The organism is Jiangella rhizosphaerae, assembly GCF_003579925.1.
Taxonomy (GTDB): Bacteria; Actinomycetota; Actinomycetes; order Jiangellales; family Jiangellaceae; genus Jiangella; species Jiangella rhizosphaerae.
The window spans coordinates 12,287-28,420 of the sequence record NZ_QUAL01000441.1; the positions used below are offsets into that span (position 1 = coordinate 12,287).

The 16,134-nt window shown below is 73.5% G+C and carries 19 protein-coding genes; 8 read left to right on the forward strand and 11 right to left on the reverse strand.

The window, feature by feature from the left end:
- Positions 1 to 20 precede the first annotated feature (20 nt).
- On the reverse strand, positions 21 to 200 hold the full coding sequence (locus DY240_RS31525; protein ID WP_147375596.1) for a hypothetical protein: 180 nt from the start codon (positions 198 to 200) through the stop codon (positions 21 to 23).
- Between the two features lie 264 nt (positions 201 to 464).
- Between DY240_RS31525 and DY240_RS30995 the strand changes: the two genes are divergently transcribed.
- Together DY240_RS30995 and DY240_RS31000 are read left to right on the forward strand one after the other, a co-directional pair.
- The gene (locus DY240_RS30995; protein WP_158603069.1) at positions 465 to 983 is read left to right on the forward strand and encodes an RNA polymerase sigma factor; all 519 of its coding nucleotides are present in this window, start codon (positions 465 to 467) and stop codon (positions 981 to 983) included.
- A 119-nt stretch (positions 984 to 1,102) separates the two neighbouring features.
- Positions 1,103 to 1,546, forward strand: a complete 444-nt coding sequence (locus tag DY240_RS31000) for a hypothetical protein (RefSeq protein WP_119663501.1) — start codon at positions 1,103 to 1,105, stop codon at positions 1,544 to 1,546.
- A gap of 27 nt (positions 1,547 to 1,573) precedes the next feature.
- Here DY240_RS31000 and DY240_RS31005 read toward each other — a convergent pair whose 3' ends face one another.
- The 4 genes from DY240_RS31005 to DY240_RS31020 all read right to left on the reverse strand — a co-directional run bounded on the left by DY240_RS31005 (position 1,574) and on the right by DY240_RS31020 (position 3,797).
- The gene (locus tag DY240_RS31005) at positions 1,574 to 2,032 is read right to left on the reverse strand and encodes a GNAT family N-acetyltransferase (RefSeq protein ID WP_119663502.1); all 459 of its coding nucleotides are present in this window, start codon (positions 2,030 to 2,032) and stop codon (positions 1,574 to 1,576) included.
- Between the two features lie 87 nt (positions 2,033 to 2,119).
- Positions 2,120 to 2,554: an SRPBCC family protein gene (locus tag DY240_RS31010; RefSeq protein WP_119663548.1), complete on the reverse strand. Its 435-nt coding sequence runs from the start codon at positions 2,552 to 2,554 to the stop codon at positions 2,120 to 2,122.
- Positions 2,551 to 3,252 (reverse strand): SGNH/GDSL hydrolase family protein, encoded by a 702-nt coding sequence (locus DY240_RS31015; RefSeq protein ID WP_119663503.1) that lies wholly within the window; start codon positions 3,250 to 3,252, stop codon positions 2,551 to 2,553. Before DY240_RS31015 ends, DY240_RS31010 begins: the two co-directional genes overlap by 4 nt.
- A complete protein-coding gene (locus DY240_RS31020; RefSeq protein WP_119663549.1) occupies positions 3,249 to 3,797 on the reverse strand; it encodes a TetR/AcrR family transcriptional regulator in 549 nt (182 codons plus the stop codon). Before DY240_RS31020 ends, DY240_RS31015 begins: the two co-directional genes overlap by 4 nt.
- A gap of 86 nt (positions 3,798 to 3,883) precedes the next feature.
- On the opposite strand from DY240_RS31020, the gene DY240_RS31025 reads away from it, so the two are divergent.
- The gene (locus DY240_RS31025; RefSeq protein WP_199702808.1) at positions 3,884 to 4,474 is read left to right on the forward strand and encodes an MOSC domain-containing protein; all 591 of its coding nucleotides are present in this window, start codon (positions 3,884 to 3,886) and stop codon (positions 4,472 to 4,474) included.
- A gap of 7 nt (positions 4,475 to 4,481) precedes the next feature.
- Here DY240_RS31025 and DY240_RS31030 read toward each other — a convergent pair whose 3' ends face one another.
- A complete protein-coding gene (locus tag DY240_RS31030; protein ID WP_119663504.1) occupies positions 4,482 to 4,754 on the reverse strand; it encodes a peptidoglycan-binding protein in 273 nt (90 codons plus the stop codon).
- A 172-nt stretch (positions 4,755 to 4,926) separates the two neighbouring features.
- Between DY240_RS31030 and DY240_RS31035 the strand changes: the two genes are divergently transcribed.
- The 5 genes from DY240_RS31035 to DY240_RS32665 all read left to right on the forward strand — a co-directional run bounded on the left by DY240_RS31035 (position 4,927) and on the right by DY240_RS32665 (position 10,665).
- Positions 4,927 to 6,909 (forward strand): sialidase family protein, encoded by a 1,983-nt coding sequence (locus DY240_RS31035; RefSeq protein WP_119663505.1) that lies wholly within the window; start codon positions 4,927 to 4,929, stop codon positions 6,907 to 6,909.
- 393 nt (positions 6,910 to 7,302) lie between these two features.
- The gene (locus DY240_RS31040) at positions 7,303 to 8,511 is read left to right on the forward strand and encodes a quaternary amine ABC transporter ATP-binding protein (protein ID WP_119663506.1); all 1,209 of its coding nucleotides are present in this window, start codon (positions 7,303 to 7,305) and stop codon (positions 8,509 to 8,511) included.
- Positions 8,508 to 9,383 (forward strand): ABC transporter permease, encoded by an 876-nt coding sequence (locus DY240_RS31045; protein ID WP_119663507.1) that lies wholly within the window; start codon positions 8,508 to 8,510, stop codon positions 9,381 to 9,383. Before DY240_RS31040 ends, DY240_RS31045 begins: the two co-directional genes overlap by 4 nt.
- A gap of 63 nt (positions 9,384 to 9,446) precedes the next feature.
- The gene (locus DY240_RS31050; RefSeq protein WP_119663508.1) at positions 9,447 to 10,466 is read left to right on the forward strand and encodes a glycine betaine ABC transporter substrate-binding protein; all 1,020 of its coding nucleotides are present in this window, start codon (positions 9,447 to 9,449) and stop codon (positions 10,464 to 10,466) included.
- Between the two features lie 22 nt (positions 10,467 to 10,488).
- On the forward strand, positions 10,489 to 10,665 hold the full coding sequence (locus tag DY240_RS32665; protein WP_158603070.1) for a hypothetical protein: 177 nt from the start codon (positions 10,489 to 10,491) through the stop codon (positions 10,663 to 10,665).
- A 32-nt stretch (positions 10,666 to 10,697) separates the two neighbouring features.
- On the opposite strand, the gene DY240_RS31055 is transcribed toward DY240_RS32665, so the two are convergent.
- From DY240_RS31055 to DY240_RS31075, 5 genes are read right to left on the reverse strand one after another with little or no spacing between them, the layout of a single operon-like run.
- Positions 10,698 to 11,603 (reverse strand): SIS domain-containing protein, encoded by a 906-nt coding sequence (locus DY240_RS31055; protein WP_119663509.1) that lies wholly within the window; start codon positions 11,601 to 11,603, stop codon positions 10,698 to 10,700.
- A 28-nt stretch (positions 11,604 to 11,631) separates the two neighbouring features.
- Positions 11,632 to 13,527, reverse strand: coding sequence for a DUF5107 domain-containing protein (locus DY240_RS31060; protein WP_158603071.1), 1,896 nt, complete (start codon positions 13,525 to 13,527; stop codon positions 11,632 to 11,634).
- Positions 13,524 to 14,534, reverse strand: coding sequence for a DUF4838 domain-containing protein (locus tag DY240_RS31065; RefSeq protein WP_119663510.1), 1,011 nt, complete (start codon positions 14,532 to 14,534; stop codon positions 13,524 to 13,526). Before DY240_RS31065 ends, DY240_RS31060 begins: the two co-directional genes overlap by 4 nt.
- On the reverse strand, positions 14,531 to 15,442 hold the full coding sequence (locus DY240_RS31070; protein WP_119663511.1) for an ROK family protein: 912 nt from the start codon (positions 15,440 to 15,442) through the stop codon (positions 14,531 to 14,533). The genes DY240_RS31065 and DY240_RS31070 overlap by 4 nt, the downstream gene beginning before the upstream one ends.
- Positions 15,439 to 16,134 (reverse strand): N-acetylmannosamine-6-phosphate 2-epimerase, encoded by a 696-nt coding sequence (locus DY240_RS31075; protein ID WP_119663512.1) that lies wholly within the window; start codon positions 16,132 to 16,134, stop codon positions 15,439 to 15,441. Before DY240_RS31075 ends, DY240_RS31070 begins: the two co-directional genes overlap by 4 nt.

Sequence of the window (16,134 nt, forward strand, 5' to 3'; positions counted from 1 at the left end):
CACCCGCCGGGGCCCGGCCGTCAGGGGCCGGTCCGCAGCCCCGCCACGAGAACCGCGCCCACCAGCGCCAGCACGATCACGGCCGATGCCGTCCACTGGACCAGCAGCAGCGTCCCGCGCAGCTCGCGCGCGAACGTCGGAGTCACGACGTCGGCGAACCGCCGCCGGCGCAACCGGAACCTCCCCCGTCGAGGCGCCATGGCGCGACCTCCCCTTCTCCCCCCGAGGGCGTCTCCTCCGGGACCTTCGTCGATGTCCCACCACGTCGGCGGGCCCGGACGAGGCTGAACTCCCTCGACGGATACGAGTCCGCTGACCACGGGATCAGCACGCGACCGCCGGTGTGACCTGCGCCACATGCCGGGTTCGCCCGATTCCCGTACTCCCCGTACGCGTGGCGCTGTGGTTTACCCCGATGTGCCATGTCACCCCCTACCCCGAAGGTGTCGGTGGCAGGGGGTGACATGACCGGGTATTCCGACGACTTGACACTGGCCCTACAGGGGGACGACCGCGCCTTCGAGGCGCTGTACCGCGAGGTGGCGCCGCGTGCCAGGCGCATCGCCTACCGCATCGTCCGTGACGCCGACGCCGCCGACGATCTCGTGCAGGAGGCGTTCTACCTCGTGCTCCGGTCGATGAGATCAGGCGGCGGCCCGCGCGAGCAGTTCGCCGGCTACGTCTTCACGACGACGAAGCGGCTGGCCTTCCAGCACTGCCGCACCCGCACCGCACTGGCCGGACACGACGACCCGGCGGCGCTGCGCACCGGCGACGACCCTTACGACGCCGAGCCCAAGGGCGCCTCGGACGCGCTGGCGACACTGCCGCCGCGGTGGCGGACCATCCTGTGGCTGGTCGAGGTCGAGCGCTACTCGCCGGCCGAGCTGGCCGCGCCGATGTCGATGACGCCGAGCGCGGTGGCCAGCCTCGCCCACCGGGCCCGGCGCGCGCTGCGGACGGCGTACCTGGCGGCGGGCTGACGGCGCCGGCCGCTCGATCTCGCGCCGGCCGCGCGGCCCGCGCCGTCGCGCGATCTCACCGCGCGCGTCGAGAATGGCTCCTGCCGTCGAACGCCGGTGCCGAGGTCGAGGAGGAAGCGATGCGCAGCGTGGCCATGGAGCGGTTGGACGTCCTGGTCGGATCGTGGCGGACGACCATGCGGAACGCGTGGTTCCTGGAGCCGGCCGACCAGGAGGTGCCGGGGTCGGCAACGGTCGAGTGGCTCGACGACGCCTTCGTGGTCTTCCGCTGGACGATGTCGGGCGAGGTCGGCAAGGCCACGAGCGAGATGGTGCTGGTTCTCGGCCGCAGCGATGCCCACGACGCCTACACGGCGCTCTACCATGACGAACGCGGCGTCAGCCGGGTCTACGCCATGACGTTCGACGGCTCGCGGTGGACGCTGAGCCGCGAAGACACCGACATGTTCCAGCGCTTCGTCGCCGACGTCGGGCCGGACCGCATCGCCGGCCGATGGGAGGCGTCCGAGGATCGCGGATCGACCTGGCGCAAGGACTTCGACCTGGTCTTCGACCGGACCTAGCCGCCGCCGAGGAGGCGCGGCCGGGTACTACAGGGTGCGGGTCATGAAGACGCTGAGCGGGTCGGGCACGTAGTCGGCGAACGGCTCGCAGTACTCGAACCCGAACTTCTCGTAGAGCCGCCGGGCCGGCAGGAAGAACGCGTCCGAGCCGGTCTCGAGGCTCAGCCGCCGATAGCCCATGCGGCGCGCCTCGTCGACGATGTGGCCGAGCACCAGCGACGCGATCCCGCTGCGCTTGCGCGCGCTCGCCGTCCGCATCGACTTCACCTCGGCGTGCCGCTCGTCCAGCCGCTTGATCGCCCCGCACCCGACGATGCGGCCGTCGTCGTCGCGGACGGCCCAGAACGTCACCTCGGGCCGGCGCAACCCGTCGAGGTCGAGGGCGTGCTTGCTCTCCGGCGGCGTGATGGACCGCATCTCCTGGACGTGCTCGTCCAGGAACGCGGCGATCTCCGGCCCGGCCAGGTCGTCGACGGCGATCTTCATGGTGCCCCTCTCGTTCCGCCACGACCGTATGCCGATCGTGTGACCCGGATGTTTCGGCGCCGATCATCGGCCCCGTAGGCACGGTCGTCAGCGGGTGTCGGCGCGGCGGCGGACGTCGCGGAGCATGCGGCCGACGATGCGGCGGTGGGCGCCGGAGCCGATGACGAGCAGCCGGTATGCCCGTCCGTGCGGCCCGGGGAAGGCCGCCTCGGTGCGCGCGCTCAGCACCGTCCCGTCCGGCGCCGCGGCCAGCGTGAAGGTCAGCGCGTAGCGGGAGAACCGGTGCCGGCCGACGAGCCGCACGAGCCGCTCCGGCTCCACCGCCGCGACCGCGAATCCCGGGACCGTCGCACCCGGCTCGAGCGGCGCGCCGGAGGCGCGGCGCGGCCGCGTCCCGAGCACCCAGGCGAGAGGGACGGCGGCCGTCATCTTGCTCACGTGCCCCGCCAGCGCCCGCCAGACCTCCGCCGGCGGCGCCGGCACCAGCAGCCGGTGCTCGTCGATGAACGGAAGAGCGGTCATGCCGGCGGGATGGCCTCGGCGACGGCCGACGACCACAGCCGGTAGCCGGTCGCGGACGGGTGGAAGCGGTCCGCGGAGAAGAAGTCCAGCGACGGCGGCGCGTCGGTGCCGACAGTCGTCCACGTCACCCGCGACCGCGCCGCGCAGACCTCGCGGGCCACCGCGTCGAGGGCGGCTGCCCGCTCGCCGAGATAGCGCCGAAGCGTCCGGGGCAGGGCCGGGAACAGGCCGAACGGCGGGATCCCGGCGACGACGACCCGCTCCGCCCGCTCGCGCAGCCCGTCGACGATCACGGCGAGGTCGGCGGCCCAGTCGGCGGCCGGACGCCGGGTGAGCACGTCGTTCGCGCCGGCCAGCAGTACGGCGACGTCGTAGTCGCCGGTCAGCCGCGGCAGCAGGCGGTGCCGGATGCGGCGCGCTGTCGCACCGAACTGCGCGGCCACCTCCCAGTCGACCGGGCGGCCGGTCCGGACGGCGAGCGCGGCGGCCAGGCCGCCGGCGAACCCGTCGTCGTGCGAGTCGACGCCCGACCCGGCGGCCGTCGACTCGCCGAGGACGGCCACCCGCAGCGCCGGGCGGGCGCCGCCATGGTCGCCGACGGTGCCGGTGAGCGGCCCCTCGACCGGGCCTGCCAGCGTGAACGTCGAGCGCACCCACAGTCCCTGCAGCGCGACGACGGGGAACAGCAGCCGATTCATGGGGCCGTCCTTCCGGGGACGAGGGTGCCGACGGCGGCCCGGCTGCCGCCGCTCAGGTCGACGCCGATCGCCTGCAGCAGCACGACCAGCGCGCCGTCGGCCAGGAACCGGGCGAGGTCGTCGGCGTCGGCGCCGGTCAGCCGCTCCGTCTCGCCGAGCAGGACGGATATGACCCCGCGGCACCGCGCCGCCACGACGTCGTCGTGACGGGCGATCGCGGACGCCTGCAGCCACAGCCCGCCCGTGACGCCGCGGGACAGCAGCTCGCGGAAGGCCGCGCCCATGGCCGTCCGCGGATCGTCGGGCCGCTGCGCCGCGGCGGCGCGGAACGTCGTCCGCACGCGCTCCTCCACCTCGTCGAGGCAGGCCAGCAGCAGTCCCCGCTTGCTGCCGAAGAGCCGGAAGACGTATGGCTGCGACACCCCGGCCGCGTCGGCGACGCGCTGCATGGCGGCCGTCGTGAGGCCGTCGTCGGCGATCACCCGCATGGCGACGGCGACGGCGTCGGCCCGCCGCTGGGTCGCGGTACTGCGCACCGGTGCCATGGACCGCAGCATGACAGAAGTAAGTACTTACTTACAAGTCAGCGGCGTCGGTAGGCTGGGCAGCGACCACGCCGATCGGAGGGCGGATGACGGGCAGCATCGACCAGACCGCCGGCTACACCGGCGAGGACGGGCCGGTGGTCGTGCCGGTCGAGATCGTGGGCCTGCTCGTCTCGGCGGTGCACGCCTACGAGGGCCGGCCGCTCGACGGGCCACGGCCCGACCCGGAGCCCGCCGCGCGGACCGAGGTGACGGTGCGCGCCGGCCTCGGGCTCGTCGGCGACCGCTACTTCGGCCGGCCGGCGCATCGCAACGCCGCCGTGACGGTGATCGACGCGGGCGCGCTGGACGACCTCGCCGCGCGGCTCAGGCGGGACCACCCCTTCGACCCGCTACTGACCAGGCGCAACATCGTGCTCCGCGGCTTCCCGGTCGACGACCTCGCGGCGCGCCGCGGACACGCGGGCGCGGTGTTCGCGCTCGACTCCGGCGCGGGAGCGGTCCGGTTCCAGGCCAACCGCCCGGCGCATCCGTGCGCCTGGATGGACGTCGCGCTGGCGCCGGGCGCGTTCCGCGGCCTGCGTGGCCGCGGCGGCATCCGCTGCACACCGCTGGACGACGGCGTGCTGCGGCTCGGTCCGGCGACGCTCACCGTCGCGCCGCCGGCGCCCGAGTGAGCCCGGGTCAGCCCAGGCCGAGCCGCTGCCAGGTCTGCTTGCCGGGGATGCCGTCGGCGTCGGCACCCTTCCAGCCCTGGTCCTCCTGGAACGCCTTGACCGCGGCCTGGTCGACGCTCGACCACGTGCGGCTGGGCCCCTCCTTGTAGAGGTCGCGGTACTTCTTGCCGCGCAGTACCAGCGCGGCGCCGACCAGGAGCACGTAGTCGTTCTCCTTGCCCGCCCCGAACACGTCGGGTCCCGGATACGGCACGACTTCGACCACCACGGCTTCGGACATGGCCCCTCCAACGCGTCGGCGACGATCCTGCGCTCAGCGTAGGGAGCCGGAAGCTCGCGGCGCAGCGAATCGGGACGAAATCTCCCCGCGCACTCTTGCCGCCGCCGCACCGCGCCGCTATCGTGGCACGACGTTTCATGTCGATACGCCGGACTTGTACGGGAGTGGACGCATGCCACGCACCGCCGTCGTCGCCGCCATCGCCGCACTGGGACTCACCGCCGGGCTGGGGGTGAGCACGACGGCGTCCGCGCCGGTCGCCCGGGCCGCCGCCCCGGACGTCCGCACGTTCGACGCCGAGCCGCTCGGCGCGCCGCCGGCCGGCTACACCACACAGGGCGACATCACCGTCGCCGAGGCGCCGTTCGGCCCGCCCGGCAACCGCGCGGTGCACCTGGCCGACTACACGGCATCGCTCCAGTCCCGCCTGCAGATCCCCGCACCCGCGGCCGCCGCCAGGCGCTTCGAGTTCGACTTCGCCATGCACACGACCCGCCAGGCGGTGTTCGTCGCCGTCCACGGCGCCGGCGACAACCCCGCGCTCGGGACGTACCGGTTCATGATCAACCCGGTGTACCCGTACGGCGGCAGCACCACCGCCCAGGTCTCGGTGTACGACGGGCGCCAGTACCTGCGCCTGGCGACCGTCCCGATGCTCACCGCGCGCGACCACGCCAGCCGCGTCCGCATCGACGCGAGCACCGAGGCGGCCGTGCTCACGGTGAACGGAATGTCGTTCCGTACCACCACTCGGGCGTCCGGAGGCAGCGCGATCACCGGCCTCGAACTGGCCTCGAGCGGCGCGGCCGGGGTCGGCTCCGACGCCTACCTCGACGACGTCGCCGTCCGCGACCTCGACCCCGCGGGCCCGGCGCTGGCCGAAGGGCTGCCCGTCACCGGCGTGCTGCCGTCCTACGTGGCGCAGAAGCATCCCGCGTCCACCGTCGTCGCGACCATCGACGCGCCGGACGTGCGCGCGGCGCAGGTGCGCGCGGAGGTCGTCGTCGACGGCGTGGACGAGCCGTTCACCGGGCGCGTGCACGGTGAGGCGGGACACCTGCTGGTCAGCGCCCCGATCGACGGCGAGGACATCGGCCTGCATCCGGTGACCGTCACCGTCACCGACCTGCGCACCGGCGTCACCCGCTCGACCCAGATGCGCATCCAGGCGTACTCGCCGATCCCGGCGCAGGTCGTCGCTCAGGAGCCGGCGGGTGCGGCCGAGCCGCGCTTCCCCGACGCGGTCCGGCTCGCCGACGGCACGATCGTGCTGGCCTACCACTACGCCGACGGGCACACCAGCGCCAACGGCGTGGTCCGCATGGTCCGCTCGACCGACGGCGGCGCGACGTGGACGGACCCCGTCACCGTCGCGGCCACCCCGGGCGCCGACAACCGCGACCCCAAGCTCAGCGTGCTGAGCGACGGGACCGTGCTGCTGACGGTGTTCCGCACCGACTGGTCGACCCGCCCCGAGAGCAACCTCGGCACGTTCGTCTACCGGTCGGCCGACGGCGGGCTGACGTTCCCCGAGGTCACCCAGATCGAGAGCGCGCAGCCCGGCGCCTGGCAGCACGGCCCCGCCGTCGAGCTGCTGAACGGCGACATCCTGCAGCCGCTGTACGGCTACGGCGCGCGGGTCGCCCGCAGCACCGACGGCGGCCGCACCTTCCCCGCGGCGAACGAGCTCACCGTCGTCGAGGACGACGAGCGCTTCTCCAACGGCGAGCCGAACATCGTCCGGCTGCCCAGCGGTGAGCTGGTCATGCAGATCCGGCGGCACGACAACGTCCTGGGCATCGAGAGCGAGTCGGTCCTCGTCCGCTCCTACGACGACGGCCGCACCTGGACCGCGCCCGAGCCCACCGGCCTGCCGGCGTCGTCGGCGCACCTGCTGCTCACCGACGACGGCTCGGTGCTGATGACGTACGGCAACTACGCCCAGCCCGGCCGGCCGACGTACGGCGTGCTGATCGCCGACCCGTCGGGCTCGTGGACGCGGCACCGGCCGGTGCCGCTGTACAACTCCGGCTGGGAGGACCAGGCCAACCCCACGAGCGTGCAGCTCGACGACGGCTCGTTCCTCTCCTTCGGCTTCGACGTCGCCAACCGCACGGTCGTCTCCTTCCGCACCACGGCTGCCGACTACGACTGAGGCCGCGCGCCCTCCCTCCCGACGCGCGTGATGGGCGGATTACTGCTGCTGGAGCAGTGGTGATCCGCCCATGGCGCGCCCCCACCACGTCCACATGTTGGACGTCGCCCGTCTCAGCAGATAACCATTTGGCATTGCCCTCGTCACAATTCCGCCGTTCGGGACTGGTTCGGTTGGCTCCCACTCGCGACCGTGGGCTAACGTCACCGGCGACCGAACCAGACCCGGCGCGGTTGGGGTTGTCGGTCGATGGCGTGGGCTCATGCCCGCGGTGCCGCTTCGTCCCCGCTCGCGTCGCTCGTCGCGTGGCTCACCGGCCGCCTTGATCCATGGGCGCCGAAGCCCGCCCGGTGGACCCGGTGCGTCGCGTGGCAGACGAACGAAGGGGAGGGCGTGACCGCGGTACGCGCGGAAGGACTGTTCAAGGTCTTCGGCCGAGGGGCCGACGACGCCGTACAACGGCTCAGGGGCGGCGCGAGCCGTGCCGACGTCGTCGCTCAGGGAGCGACCCCGGCGGTGATCGACGCGAGCTTCGAGGTACAGCCGGGCGAGATCTTCGTCGTGATGGGGCTCTCCGGCTCGGGCAAGTCCACGCTGATCAGAATGCTCAACGGCCTGCTGGAACCGACGGCGGGCCACGTCTACGTCGACGGCGTCGACATCTCCGGTGTCGACGCCGCCGAGCTCCGCCGGGTGCGGCAGCAGAAGATCAGCATGGTCTTCCAGCACTTCGCGCTGCTGCCGCACCGCACCGTCGCCGAGAACGCGGCGTACGCGCTGGACGTCCAGGGCAAGTCCAAGGACGAGCAGCGCGCCCGCGCCGCCGAGGCGTTGGACCTGGTCGGGCTGCGCGGCTGGGAGGACCGCTATCCCGCGCAGCTGTCCGGCGGCATGCAGCAGCGGGTCGGGCTGGCCCGTGCGCTCGCGGCCGGCAGCGACATCATGCTGATGGACGAGGCGTTCTCCGCGCTGGATCCGCTGATCCGGCGCGAGATGCAGGACCAGCTGCTGGAGCTGCAGGCCGGCCTCGGCAAGACGGTCGTGTTCATCACCCACGACCTCAACGAGGCCATGCGGCTCGGCGATCGCATCGCCGTCATGCGCGACGGCCGCATCGTGCAGGTCGGGACGGCGGAGGAGGTGCTGCGCGACCCCGCGAACGACTACGTCGCCCAGTTCGTCGCCGACGTCGACCGCACCCGCGTGCTGACGGCGTCCAGCGTCATGGTTCCGGCCCAGCTGGAGGTCAACGCGTCGGCCGGGCCGCGCGTGGCGCTGCACGGCATGCGCGACAAGCAGCTCAGCGCCGCCTTCGTCGTCTCCCGCGACCGCAGGCTGCGCGGCGTCGTCCGCGACGACGACGTCGTCGCGGCCGTCAACCGCGGCGACAGCACGCTCGAGCCGATCGTCGACGCCGAGGTCGCCTCCGTCCATCCGGACACCGTGCTGGCCGAGCTGTTCGCGCCGTCGGCCGAGTCGGTGCTGCCGCTCGCGGTCGTGGACGATGACGACCGGCTGCTGGGCGTCATCCCGCGGGTGACGCTGCTCACCGCGATGGCCAGCGTGGCCGAGGCGCTGCCCGAGGTGGAGGTGACCCGATGAGCGACGGCTTCGACCCGCTGGAGCCGCGGCTGGAGGTCGGCACCTGGATCTCCGACGCGTTCGACTGGTTCACCGACACCTTCCAGCCCGTCCTCGACGTCGTCGACACCGTGCTCGAAGGCGCCTACGACGCGGTCTTCGACGTGCTGAGCGCGCCGCCGTTCCTGGTGATGATCGCGCTGTTCGCCGGGATCGGCTGGCTGGTGCGGTCGTGGCGGTTCGCCGTCGTCACCGTGCTGGGCTTCTACCTGATCGCGGCGATGGACCGCTGGGACGGCGCCATGCAGACGCTGTCGCTGGTGCTGGTGGCCGCCTTCATCGCGACGGCGATCGCCGTGCCGCTGGGCATCTGGTCGGCGCGGTCGCAGACGGTGAGCAACGTGCTGCGGCCGGTGCTCGACTTCATGCAGACGATGCCGGCGATGGTGTACCTGATCCCGACGCTGTTCGCGTTCGGCATCGGCGTCGTACCGGGGATGATCTCCACCGTCGTCTTCGCGATGCCGCCCGGCGTCCGGTTCACCGAGCTGGCCATCCGGCAGGTCGACACCGAGGTGGTGGAGGCCGGCCAGGCGTTCGGGTCGTCACCGGCGCGGATCCTGCGGCAGATCCAGCTGCCGCTCGCGCTGCCCACCATCATGGCCGGGATCAACCAGGTGATCATGCTGTCGTTGTCGATGGTGGTCCTCGCGGCCATGGTCGGCGCGGCGGGTCTGGGCCTGGACGTGGTGTCCGGCCTGCAGTCGCTCAGCGTGGCCCGCGGCGTGGAGGCCGGTCTGGCCGTCGTCGTGCTGGCCATCTATCTGGACCGCGTGGTCTCGGCCCTCGCCGACCGCGCCCCCGTCGTCAGGGCGTCGCGAGTGCGCGCCTGACGATCGCTTCACGCATAGGTCCTCGAACCCAGAGTGCCTGGTAGTCGAATCCAGAGGAGAATCATGCGCAAGTCCACGCTCACCCTCCTGGCCGGCCTGGCCGCGAGCGGTCTCGTCCTCGCCGGTTGCGGCGACGACGACAACGGCGGCGGGTCCGCCGACGGCGGGTCCGGCGGCTCCGGCGACGGCGCCGACGTGCGGACCATCGGCGACGTCGACAGCGCCGGCTGCGACCCGGCCGAGGGCGACGCCGAGGTCCCCGATCCCGCGGGGACCGGAGACGACGAGACGTCCATCACCATCGGCGTGTTCAGCGGCTGGGACGAGAACTACGTCGTCGCCGAGCTGGCCAAGGTCGCGCTCGAGGAGCAGGGCTACACCGTCGAGTTCGAGGAGCTGGAGGCCGGCCCCGCCTACACCGGCGCCGCCCAGGGCGACATCGACGTCCTCATGGACGCGTGGCTGCCCAACACCCACGCCTCCTACGTCGACCAGTTCGGCGACGACCTCGAGGACGTCGGCTGCTGGTTCGACGAGGGCTTCCTGACCATCGCCGTCAACGCCGACTCGCCGGCACAGTCGCTCGACGAGCTGGCCGACAACGCCGACGCGTACGGCAACCGGCTGGTCGGCATCGAGCCGGGCGCCGGGCTGACCACCACCACGCAGGACGAGGTCATCCCCACCTACGGCCTCGAGGACTGGGAGTTCCCGACGTCGTCGTCGCCGGCCATGCTCGCCGAGCTGGACAGCGCGATGGCCGCCGGCGAGAACATCGCCGTCACGCTGTGGCACCCGCACTGGGCCTACGCGGCCTACGACATCCGCGACCTCGAGGACCCGGAGGGGGCGCTCGGTGAGGCGGAGCGGCTCTACAGCCTCGGCCGGCCGGGCTTCCACGAGGAGTTCCCCAACGCCGCGCAGCTGATCCGCAACCTCTACCTCTCCAACGAGCAGCTGCTGGAGATCGAGGACCTCATGGTCGTGCAGAACAACCGCGAGGACAACGCGGGCGCCGTCGCCCAGTGGCTGGAGGCGAACCCGGACTTCGTCGAGAACTGGCGGGCCGGCACGCTGACCTGACCGGCGTGAGACGCTGGGCCGCATGCCGGACGACGAGGGCGGGATCCCGGCGGTGGCGCGGCGGCAGGTGGAGGGTGTGAAGACCTTCGGCGCGTGGCTCGGCTGGGACGACGCACACGCCGCGCTGGCCGGTCGGCTGTCCGCAGCGGACGTCGACCGGCTGGCCGCCGCCTACGCGTTCGCCGCCGACCCGTCCTGAGCCCGGGCCGCCCTCGCCCGGGCGCGCGCCGGTCAGTGCTCGTCGAGCACCACGGAGCGGGTGAGGTGCCGCGGCCGGTCCGGATCCAGACCGCGGGAGAGCCCGCGCGCGACGGCGACACGCTGGGCGACGACGAGCGACGCCATCGGGTCGAGGCCGGCGTGGTGGACGAAGCGGGCTCCGGTCGCCGTGACCTCGGCGGCCAGGCCGGGCGGCGGGTCGCCGAACATCCACACCGTGCGGCCCTGCTGCGCGATCGAGATCGGCCCGTGCCGGTACTCCATCGCGGGATACGACTCCGACCAGGTCAGGGCCGCCTCGCGCAGCTTGAGCGCGGCCTCGTCGGCCAGCCCGACGGTCCAGTCGTCGCCGAGGAAGGTGTACTGCTCGTCCCCCAGGAGGTCGTCGACGTCGAGGGCGAGGGCGCGTTCGGCGTCCCGGGCGGCCGTCGCCACCGACTCGCCGAGCGAGGCCCGCAGGGTGGCCAGCGCCGTGGTGGCGAACCGGGTCTGGACGACCGAGCGCTCGTCGGCGAATCCCAGGTCGACGACGGCGTCGGCGCGGCGCGCCGCCGGACTGCCGGCGACGGCGGTGACGAGCAACGTCGGCGCCCCGGCGGCGCTCAGCACGCGAAGCACCTCGGTGGTGGTCCCGGAGCGGCTGATCGCGACCACGAGGTCGTAGGACCGCGTCTCCGGGAGCTGCGACGCGGGGAACACGTCGGTCTCGCCGGCGCCGCGGCCCTCGCGCAGCCGCGCATACGCCGACGCCACGAACCACGAGGTACCACAGCCGACGACGGCGATCCGGCGGTCCGGCGGCACCAGGGCCGCCACCGAGGAGCCGAGGCCGGCTCCGGCGCGCCAGCACTCCGGCTGGGTGCCGATCTCACGCCGGGCGAGGGCTCCCGGCGCCGGGTCCAGGGACGGGATGGTCATCTGCGGCTCCTTCCACGGAGGACTGGGGTCACGCGATGCGGAAGTCGTAGGCCGGTGGCACGGGCCGGCCGGGGAACAGCTCCGACCACAGGTCCGACAGTGTCGTCTCACCCTCGTGGAGGTCGGGCAGCACGAGGCCGTCCTCGAGGACCCGTCGCGCCGCGGGCAGGTCGCCCGCGGCGGCCAGTGCTCGGCAGAGCAGCAGCCGCAACCGAGCAGTCCTCGGCCCCGGGATGTCCGGGCCGCACAGCCGGTCCAGCACGGCGGCGGGCTGTCCAGCCCGCAGGAGGTGGCGGCAGGCCTCCTCGACGAGCCGGCCGTCGTCGGTCAGGGCGAGCGCCTGACGGTAGAGCGCGGCCGCGTCGCCGCTGCGTCCGGCGTCGGCGGCGAGCCGGGCGAGGCCGCGCAGGGCCCATGGGGTGGCCGCATGCTCCAGCGAGCGTCGGTAGTGCCGATCGGCCTCGGCGTGCGCGCCGCGGGCGTGCGCCATGACGGCGAGGTGCAGCTCGCTCGGCCAGGTCGACGGCGTACCGGCCAGGCGCCGCTCCCAGTCCGCTCCCCGCACGTAGGAGAGCGGCGGTCCCGGCGCCCAGGCCGGCCGCCCGGCGAGCAGGTCGCACCATGAGCGCTGCTCGCCGGTCAGGGTGTCGTCATGGAACGGCGTCGGGGTCTCGTCGAGCCAGGGCTGCCCGTCGGCCAGCCGGCGCCGCCGCTCCAGTGCGCCCCAGCCGCTGCCCGTGACGACACGAGCGGACGGCGGCAGCAGCGCCCGGTGCCGCAGCCGCCGCAGGTGCTCCTCCCGGACCTCCGCCGGCCAGAGGGCGGCGACGCGCTCGTCCGCGTGCCGGACGGCGGCGTCCCACTCGGGGTCGTGCGCGATCGCCGGGTCGAGTGCGGCGTTGCCGTACGCCTCGACCCACGACCACTCCGAGCGCGCGGGCATCGGCACGTGCTCGTACTGCGTGGCCGCCAGCCCCGCCTGGATCTCGCCGTACCGGCCGCCGAACGGGCTCAGCCATTCCTGCCATCGCTCGCCGCCGGCCTCGGTGCCCCAGCAGAACAGCTTGCGCCCGCGCAGCGGGGCGGTCGACAGCAACGCCAGGCCGTTCCCGCGGGCGTCGGCGCTGACGATCCAGTACCGGTCCGCGTCCGGGTCGGTCTCGAAGAAGTAGTCGGCCGCTCGTGCCGCCGCGGCCGGCCAGGTCAGCCGCTCTTCCGGCCGGTCGACCGGCACCTGTCGCAACGCGCCGGTGTAGTCGCTGGTGAGCGCGGTCCTCGCCGGGCAGAGCACCCGGGTTTCCGGCGTCTGAGGCACCGCGGCGTTGGTCCACCAGTACATCGGCACGGTGTCGTCGCCGGGGTTGACGATGCGCACGTGTGCCAGGAGCACGGGCGAGTCGCTCGGCAGCCACAGGTCGATCTGGAACACGACCTCGCGCTGGCGCTCGTACTCCCACAGCCGGACCGAGGGCTCGCCACCGTCGTCGACGACCGTGGCGGCATGGAGCGGGCTGCAGGTCAGCGGCGAATGGCCACGGGTGCCGATGTTGTACTCGATGCCGCCGGCGAACCACGCGTTGCGCAGCGCGAGGTTCCCCAGCTGCACGGCGCCGTTCCGGTACACCAGGTCGACGTCTCGCGCGCGGTCGCGCAGGCTCCAGATGCGCCCGCCGAGTTCGGGGAGCACCACCGCGGTCAGGTGCCGGTTCTCGAGGACGACCGCCCGGAACGGCGTCGGGCGCAGCTCCCGCCCGTAGCCGTCCTGATGCAGGTAGGGGAACAGGTTCGGCACCCGCCCGTAGCCGAAGCGCTCGTCCGTGGCGTACGGCGCCGCGACTCCGTCACCGACGTCGGGCAGCACCGACGGCGCGCCGAGGGCCGCGGCGGGGATCTCCAGCGTCTCGACCCGCACCCGCGTCGTCACGGCCGCCAGTCCAGCAGCGCCGCGCCGTAGGCGCGGACCGGATCGGTGCTCGGGTACGCGGCGAAGTAGCCGCCGTTCATGTAGGCGGCGAACGTGGTGATCCGCCGGATGCCCCTGCTCCCGTACGTGCTCAGGTCGTCCTCGAGGACGCCGTCGGCCCACGGCAGCTCCACCGCCGGCAACGTCCAGTCGCTGAACAGCGACACGTCGAGCCAGTACTCGAGCACCTGCGCCGTCTCGGCGCCGAAGCAGGCGAGGTTGGCGTCGAGGTGGTCGAGGTAGTCGCCGTGCGCGACCCGCCGGTCGTCCCGCCTGGCGGCGCGGCGGGAACCGCGCTCCGGCACGTCGCGGGGCCAGTCGGGGCCTTGCGCGTCGCGCCGCGACAGGGGGACCTCCCAGGTGCGGAAGAACGGCGCGAACTCCAGGAACACGCCCGCCTCGGGGCGCACCTGGACCGGCGCCGGCATCGTCGACTGGTAGGCCAGATGCGATACCTGGGCGTCGGCCCGCACCTCGCGCAACGCGGTGACGATGCGGTTCTCGACCAGCAGCGCCTGGTCGGTGTGGCTCAGACCGGCGCAGCCGTCGCAGTGGCAGCGCTCTCCGCCGTCGTCGGGCCAAAAGTAGTAGCGGCCCGTGGTGGTGCCGGGGTCGTCGAGCTCCTTCACGGCGTTCGCGGCGATGACCTCCAGGGCGGCCTCTGAGCTGGCGCAACAGTTGCTGTCGGGAACGCGCCGGCCGTCCTCGGTCATCCGGAACATCGCGGGATCGGTCTCGAAGAGGTCGCGTGGGAGCAGCCGCGACAGTGCGTGCTGCTCGCGCTCGACCTCCAGGCCGGCCCGGCGGCACGCGTCGAGGAAGGCGTGGCCGCGCTCGGACGTCAGCGCGTCGGTGTGCACACTGATCGTCGTCAGGCCGGCCTCGGCGGCCAGCGCCACCCAGTCGTAGGTGGTGATGTCGTCCCAGGTCAGCACCACCCCTCGAGTGGTGAACCATGGCGTTGTCACAGGCGAGCCTCCATCCGGTCGTCGGCCAGTCCGGCGATGCCGATGAGCACGGTGTCGTCGCCCCTGGCGGCGCGCGTCATCGTGACCCGCTGTCCGCGGGCGGCGACCTCCGTGTCGAAGTGCCGGCGGGCGAGGCCGGCGAAGCCCGGGACGGCGTCCACGACGCCGCCGCCCAGCACGACCTCGTCGAGGTCGAGCGTGCCTGCCACGCCGGCGAGCACCGTGCCGAGCGCCCGCGCCCCGAGCTCGACGACGGCGACCGCCGCGGGGTCGCCGTCCGCCCGCCGCCGCACGATCGTGGGCAGCGACAGACGCTCGCCGCCCGTCGCCGCGGCATAGGACTGTTCGATCCCGTGCCCGGACGCCGTGGCCTCCAGGTGGTCCGGCCGCCCGCAGCCGCAGCGTGCCCCGTCCACCCCCGGCCACGGCAGATGGGCCAGCTCGCCGGCGCCGAAGCGCGGTCCTCGGTAGAGCATCGCGTCCAGGACGAGACCGGCACCGATGCCCGTGCCCACCATGACGGCGAGCAGGCCGGCCCCGGCGTGGCCGCCCCGGAGCAGACCGCCGGCGAAGGCGTTGCAGTCGTTGTCGACGACGACCGGGCAGCCGAACCGGGCCGACAACGCGTCACCGACCGCGGTGCCGGCCCAGTCGTGGATGGTGGCGCCGGACCGCAGGATCGCGCCGGACCGCACGTCGACGACTCCGGCGCACGCCACGCCGATGCCGGCGATCGCTGTCGCGTCGGCGGCCACCGCCGCGACCGCCTCGGCCACGGCATCCAGGACCGCGGCGCCGCCGGCGTGGCTCGGTGTGGCGCGGCGATACCGCCGGACGATCTCCCCGTCGCGCACGACCGCCGCCTGGATCTTCGTCGCTCCGAGGTCGACGGCCACGACGACGGTCATGCCATGCCCTCGACCGGCCGGCGGGCCGGGCAGGCACTGACGAACTGCTTGGTCAGTGCGACGGGGTTGGTGATCGCGGTGCCGACGACGACCGACCAGGCGCCGGCCTCGAAGGCCTCGCGCACCTGGCTGGGCCGGCTGATGTGACCCTCGACGATCACCGTCATCCCGGCGGCGCACAGCGTCGCCGCGAGGTCGATGCCGGGCCCGTCGTGCGCGGCGGTGTCGGGGGTGTGGCCCCACAGCGTCGTACCGACGACGTCGACGCCCGCGGCCCAGGCGCGCTCCGCCTCGGCGACGGTCGAGATGTCGGCCATGATGGTCGCCGCGCCGAGCGCCCGGATCTCCTGGACGAGGTCCGTGAGCCGGGCGGACTCGGGCTGGTACTGCACCGAGGCGTCGAACGCGACGATGGAGGCGCCGGCGCGCACGATCTCCGCCGAGTCCCCCGGCGACGGCGTGATCTTCGGCCGCCCCTCGGCCGTCACCTTCTTGATGCCGATGATCGGCAGCTCGGTCACGGCCCGCGCGGCGCGGATGTTGTCGCCCCCGTCGATGCGCAGCCCGACCGCGCCGCCGAGCTCCGCCGACCGGGCCAGGGCGGCGATGTGCACCGGATGATCCATCGGTTCACCGGGATTCGCCTGGCAGGAGACCACCAGGCCGCCGCGGATGGCGTCGAGCGCCCGCAT

Coding starts and splice junctions, on each gene's coding strand:
- DY240_RS31525 (WP_147375596.1), bottom strand. CDS start 200: ATGGCGCCTCGACGGGGGAGGTTCCGGTTGCGCCGGCGGCGGTTCGCC.
- DY240_RS30995 (WP_158603069.1), top strand. CDS start 465: ATGACCGGGTATTCCGACGACTTGACACTGGCCCTACAGGGGGACGAC.
- DY240_RS31000 (WP_119663501.1), top strand. CDS start 1,103: ATGCGCAGCGTGGCCATGGAGCGGTTGGACGTCCTGGTCGGATCGTGG.
- DY240_RS31005 (WP_119663502.1), bottom strand. CDS start 2,032: ATGAAGATCGCCGTCGACGACCTGGCCGGGCCGGAGATCGCCGCGTTC.
- DY240_RS31010 (WP_119663548.1), bottom strand. CDS start 2,554: ATGACCGCTCTTCCGTTCATCGACGAGCACCGGCTGCTGGTGCCGGCG.
- DY240_RS31015 (WP_119663503.1), bottom strand. CDS start 3,252: ATGAATCGGCTGCTGTTCCCCGTCGTCGCGCTGCAGGGACTGTGGGTG.
- DY240_RS31020 (WP_119663549.1), bottom strand. CDS start 3,797: ATGGCACCGGTGCGCAGTACCGCGACCCAGCGGCGGGCCGACGCCGTC.
- DY240_RS31025 (WP_199702808.1), top strand. CDS start 3,884: ATGACGGGCAGCATCGACCAGACCGCCGGCTACACCGGCGAGGACGGG.
- DY240_RS31030 (WP_119663504.1), bottom strand. CDS start 4,754: ATGTCCGAAGCCGTGGTGGTCGAAGTCGTGCCGTATCCGGGACCCGAC.
- DY240_RS31035 (WP_119663505.1), top strand. CDS start 4,927: ATGCCACGCACCGCCGTCGTCGCCGCCATCGCCGCACTGGGACTCACC.
- DY240_RS31045 (WP_119663507.1), top strand. CDS start 8,508: ATGAGCGACGGCTTCGACCCGCTGGAGCCGCGGCTGGAGGTCGGCACC.
- DY240_RS31050 (WP_119663508.1), top strand. CDS start 9,447: ATGCGCAAGTCCACGCTCACCCTCCTGGCCGGCCTGGCCGCGAGCGGT.
- DY240_RS32665 (WP_158603070.1), top strand. CDS start 10,489: ATGCCGGACGACGAGGGCGGGATCCCGGCGGTGGCGCGGCGGCAGGTG.
- DY240_RS31055 (WP_119663509.1), bottom strand. CDS start 11,603: ATGACCATCCCGTCCCTGGACCCGGCGCCGGGAGCCCTCGCCCGGCGT.
- DY240_RS31070 (WP_119663511.1), bottom strand. CDS start 15,442: ATGACCGTCGTCGTGGCCGTCGACCTCGGAGCGACGAAGATCCAGGCG.
- DY240_RS31075 (WP_119663512.1), bottom strand. CDS start 16,134: ATGCGGGCGCTCGACGCCATCCGCGGCGGCCTGGTGGTCTCCTGCCAG.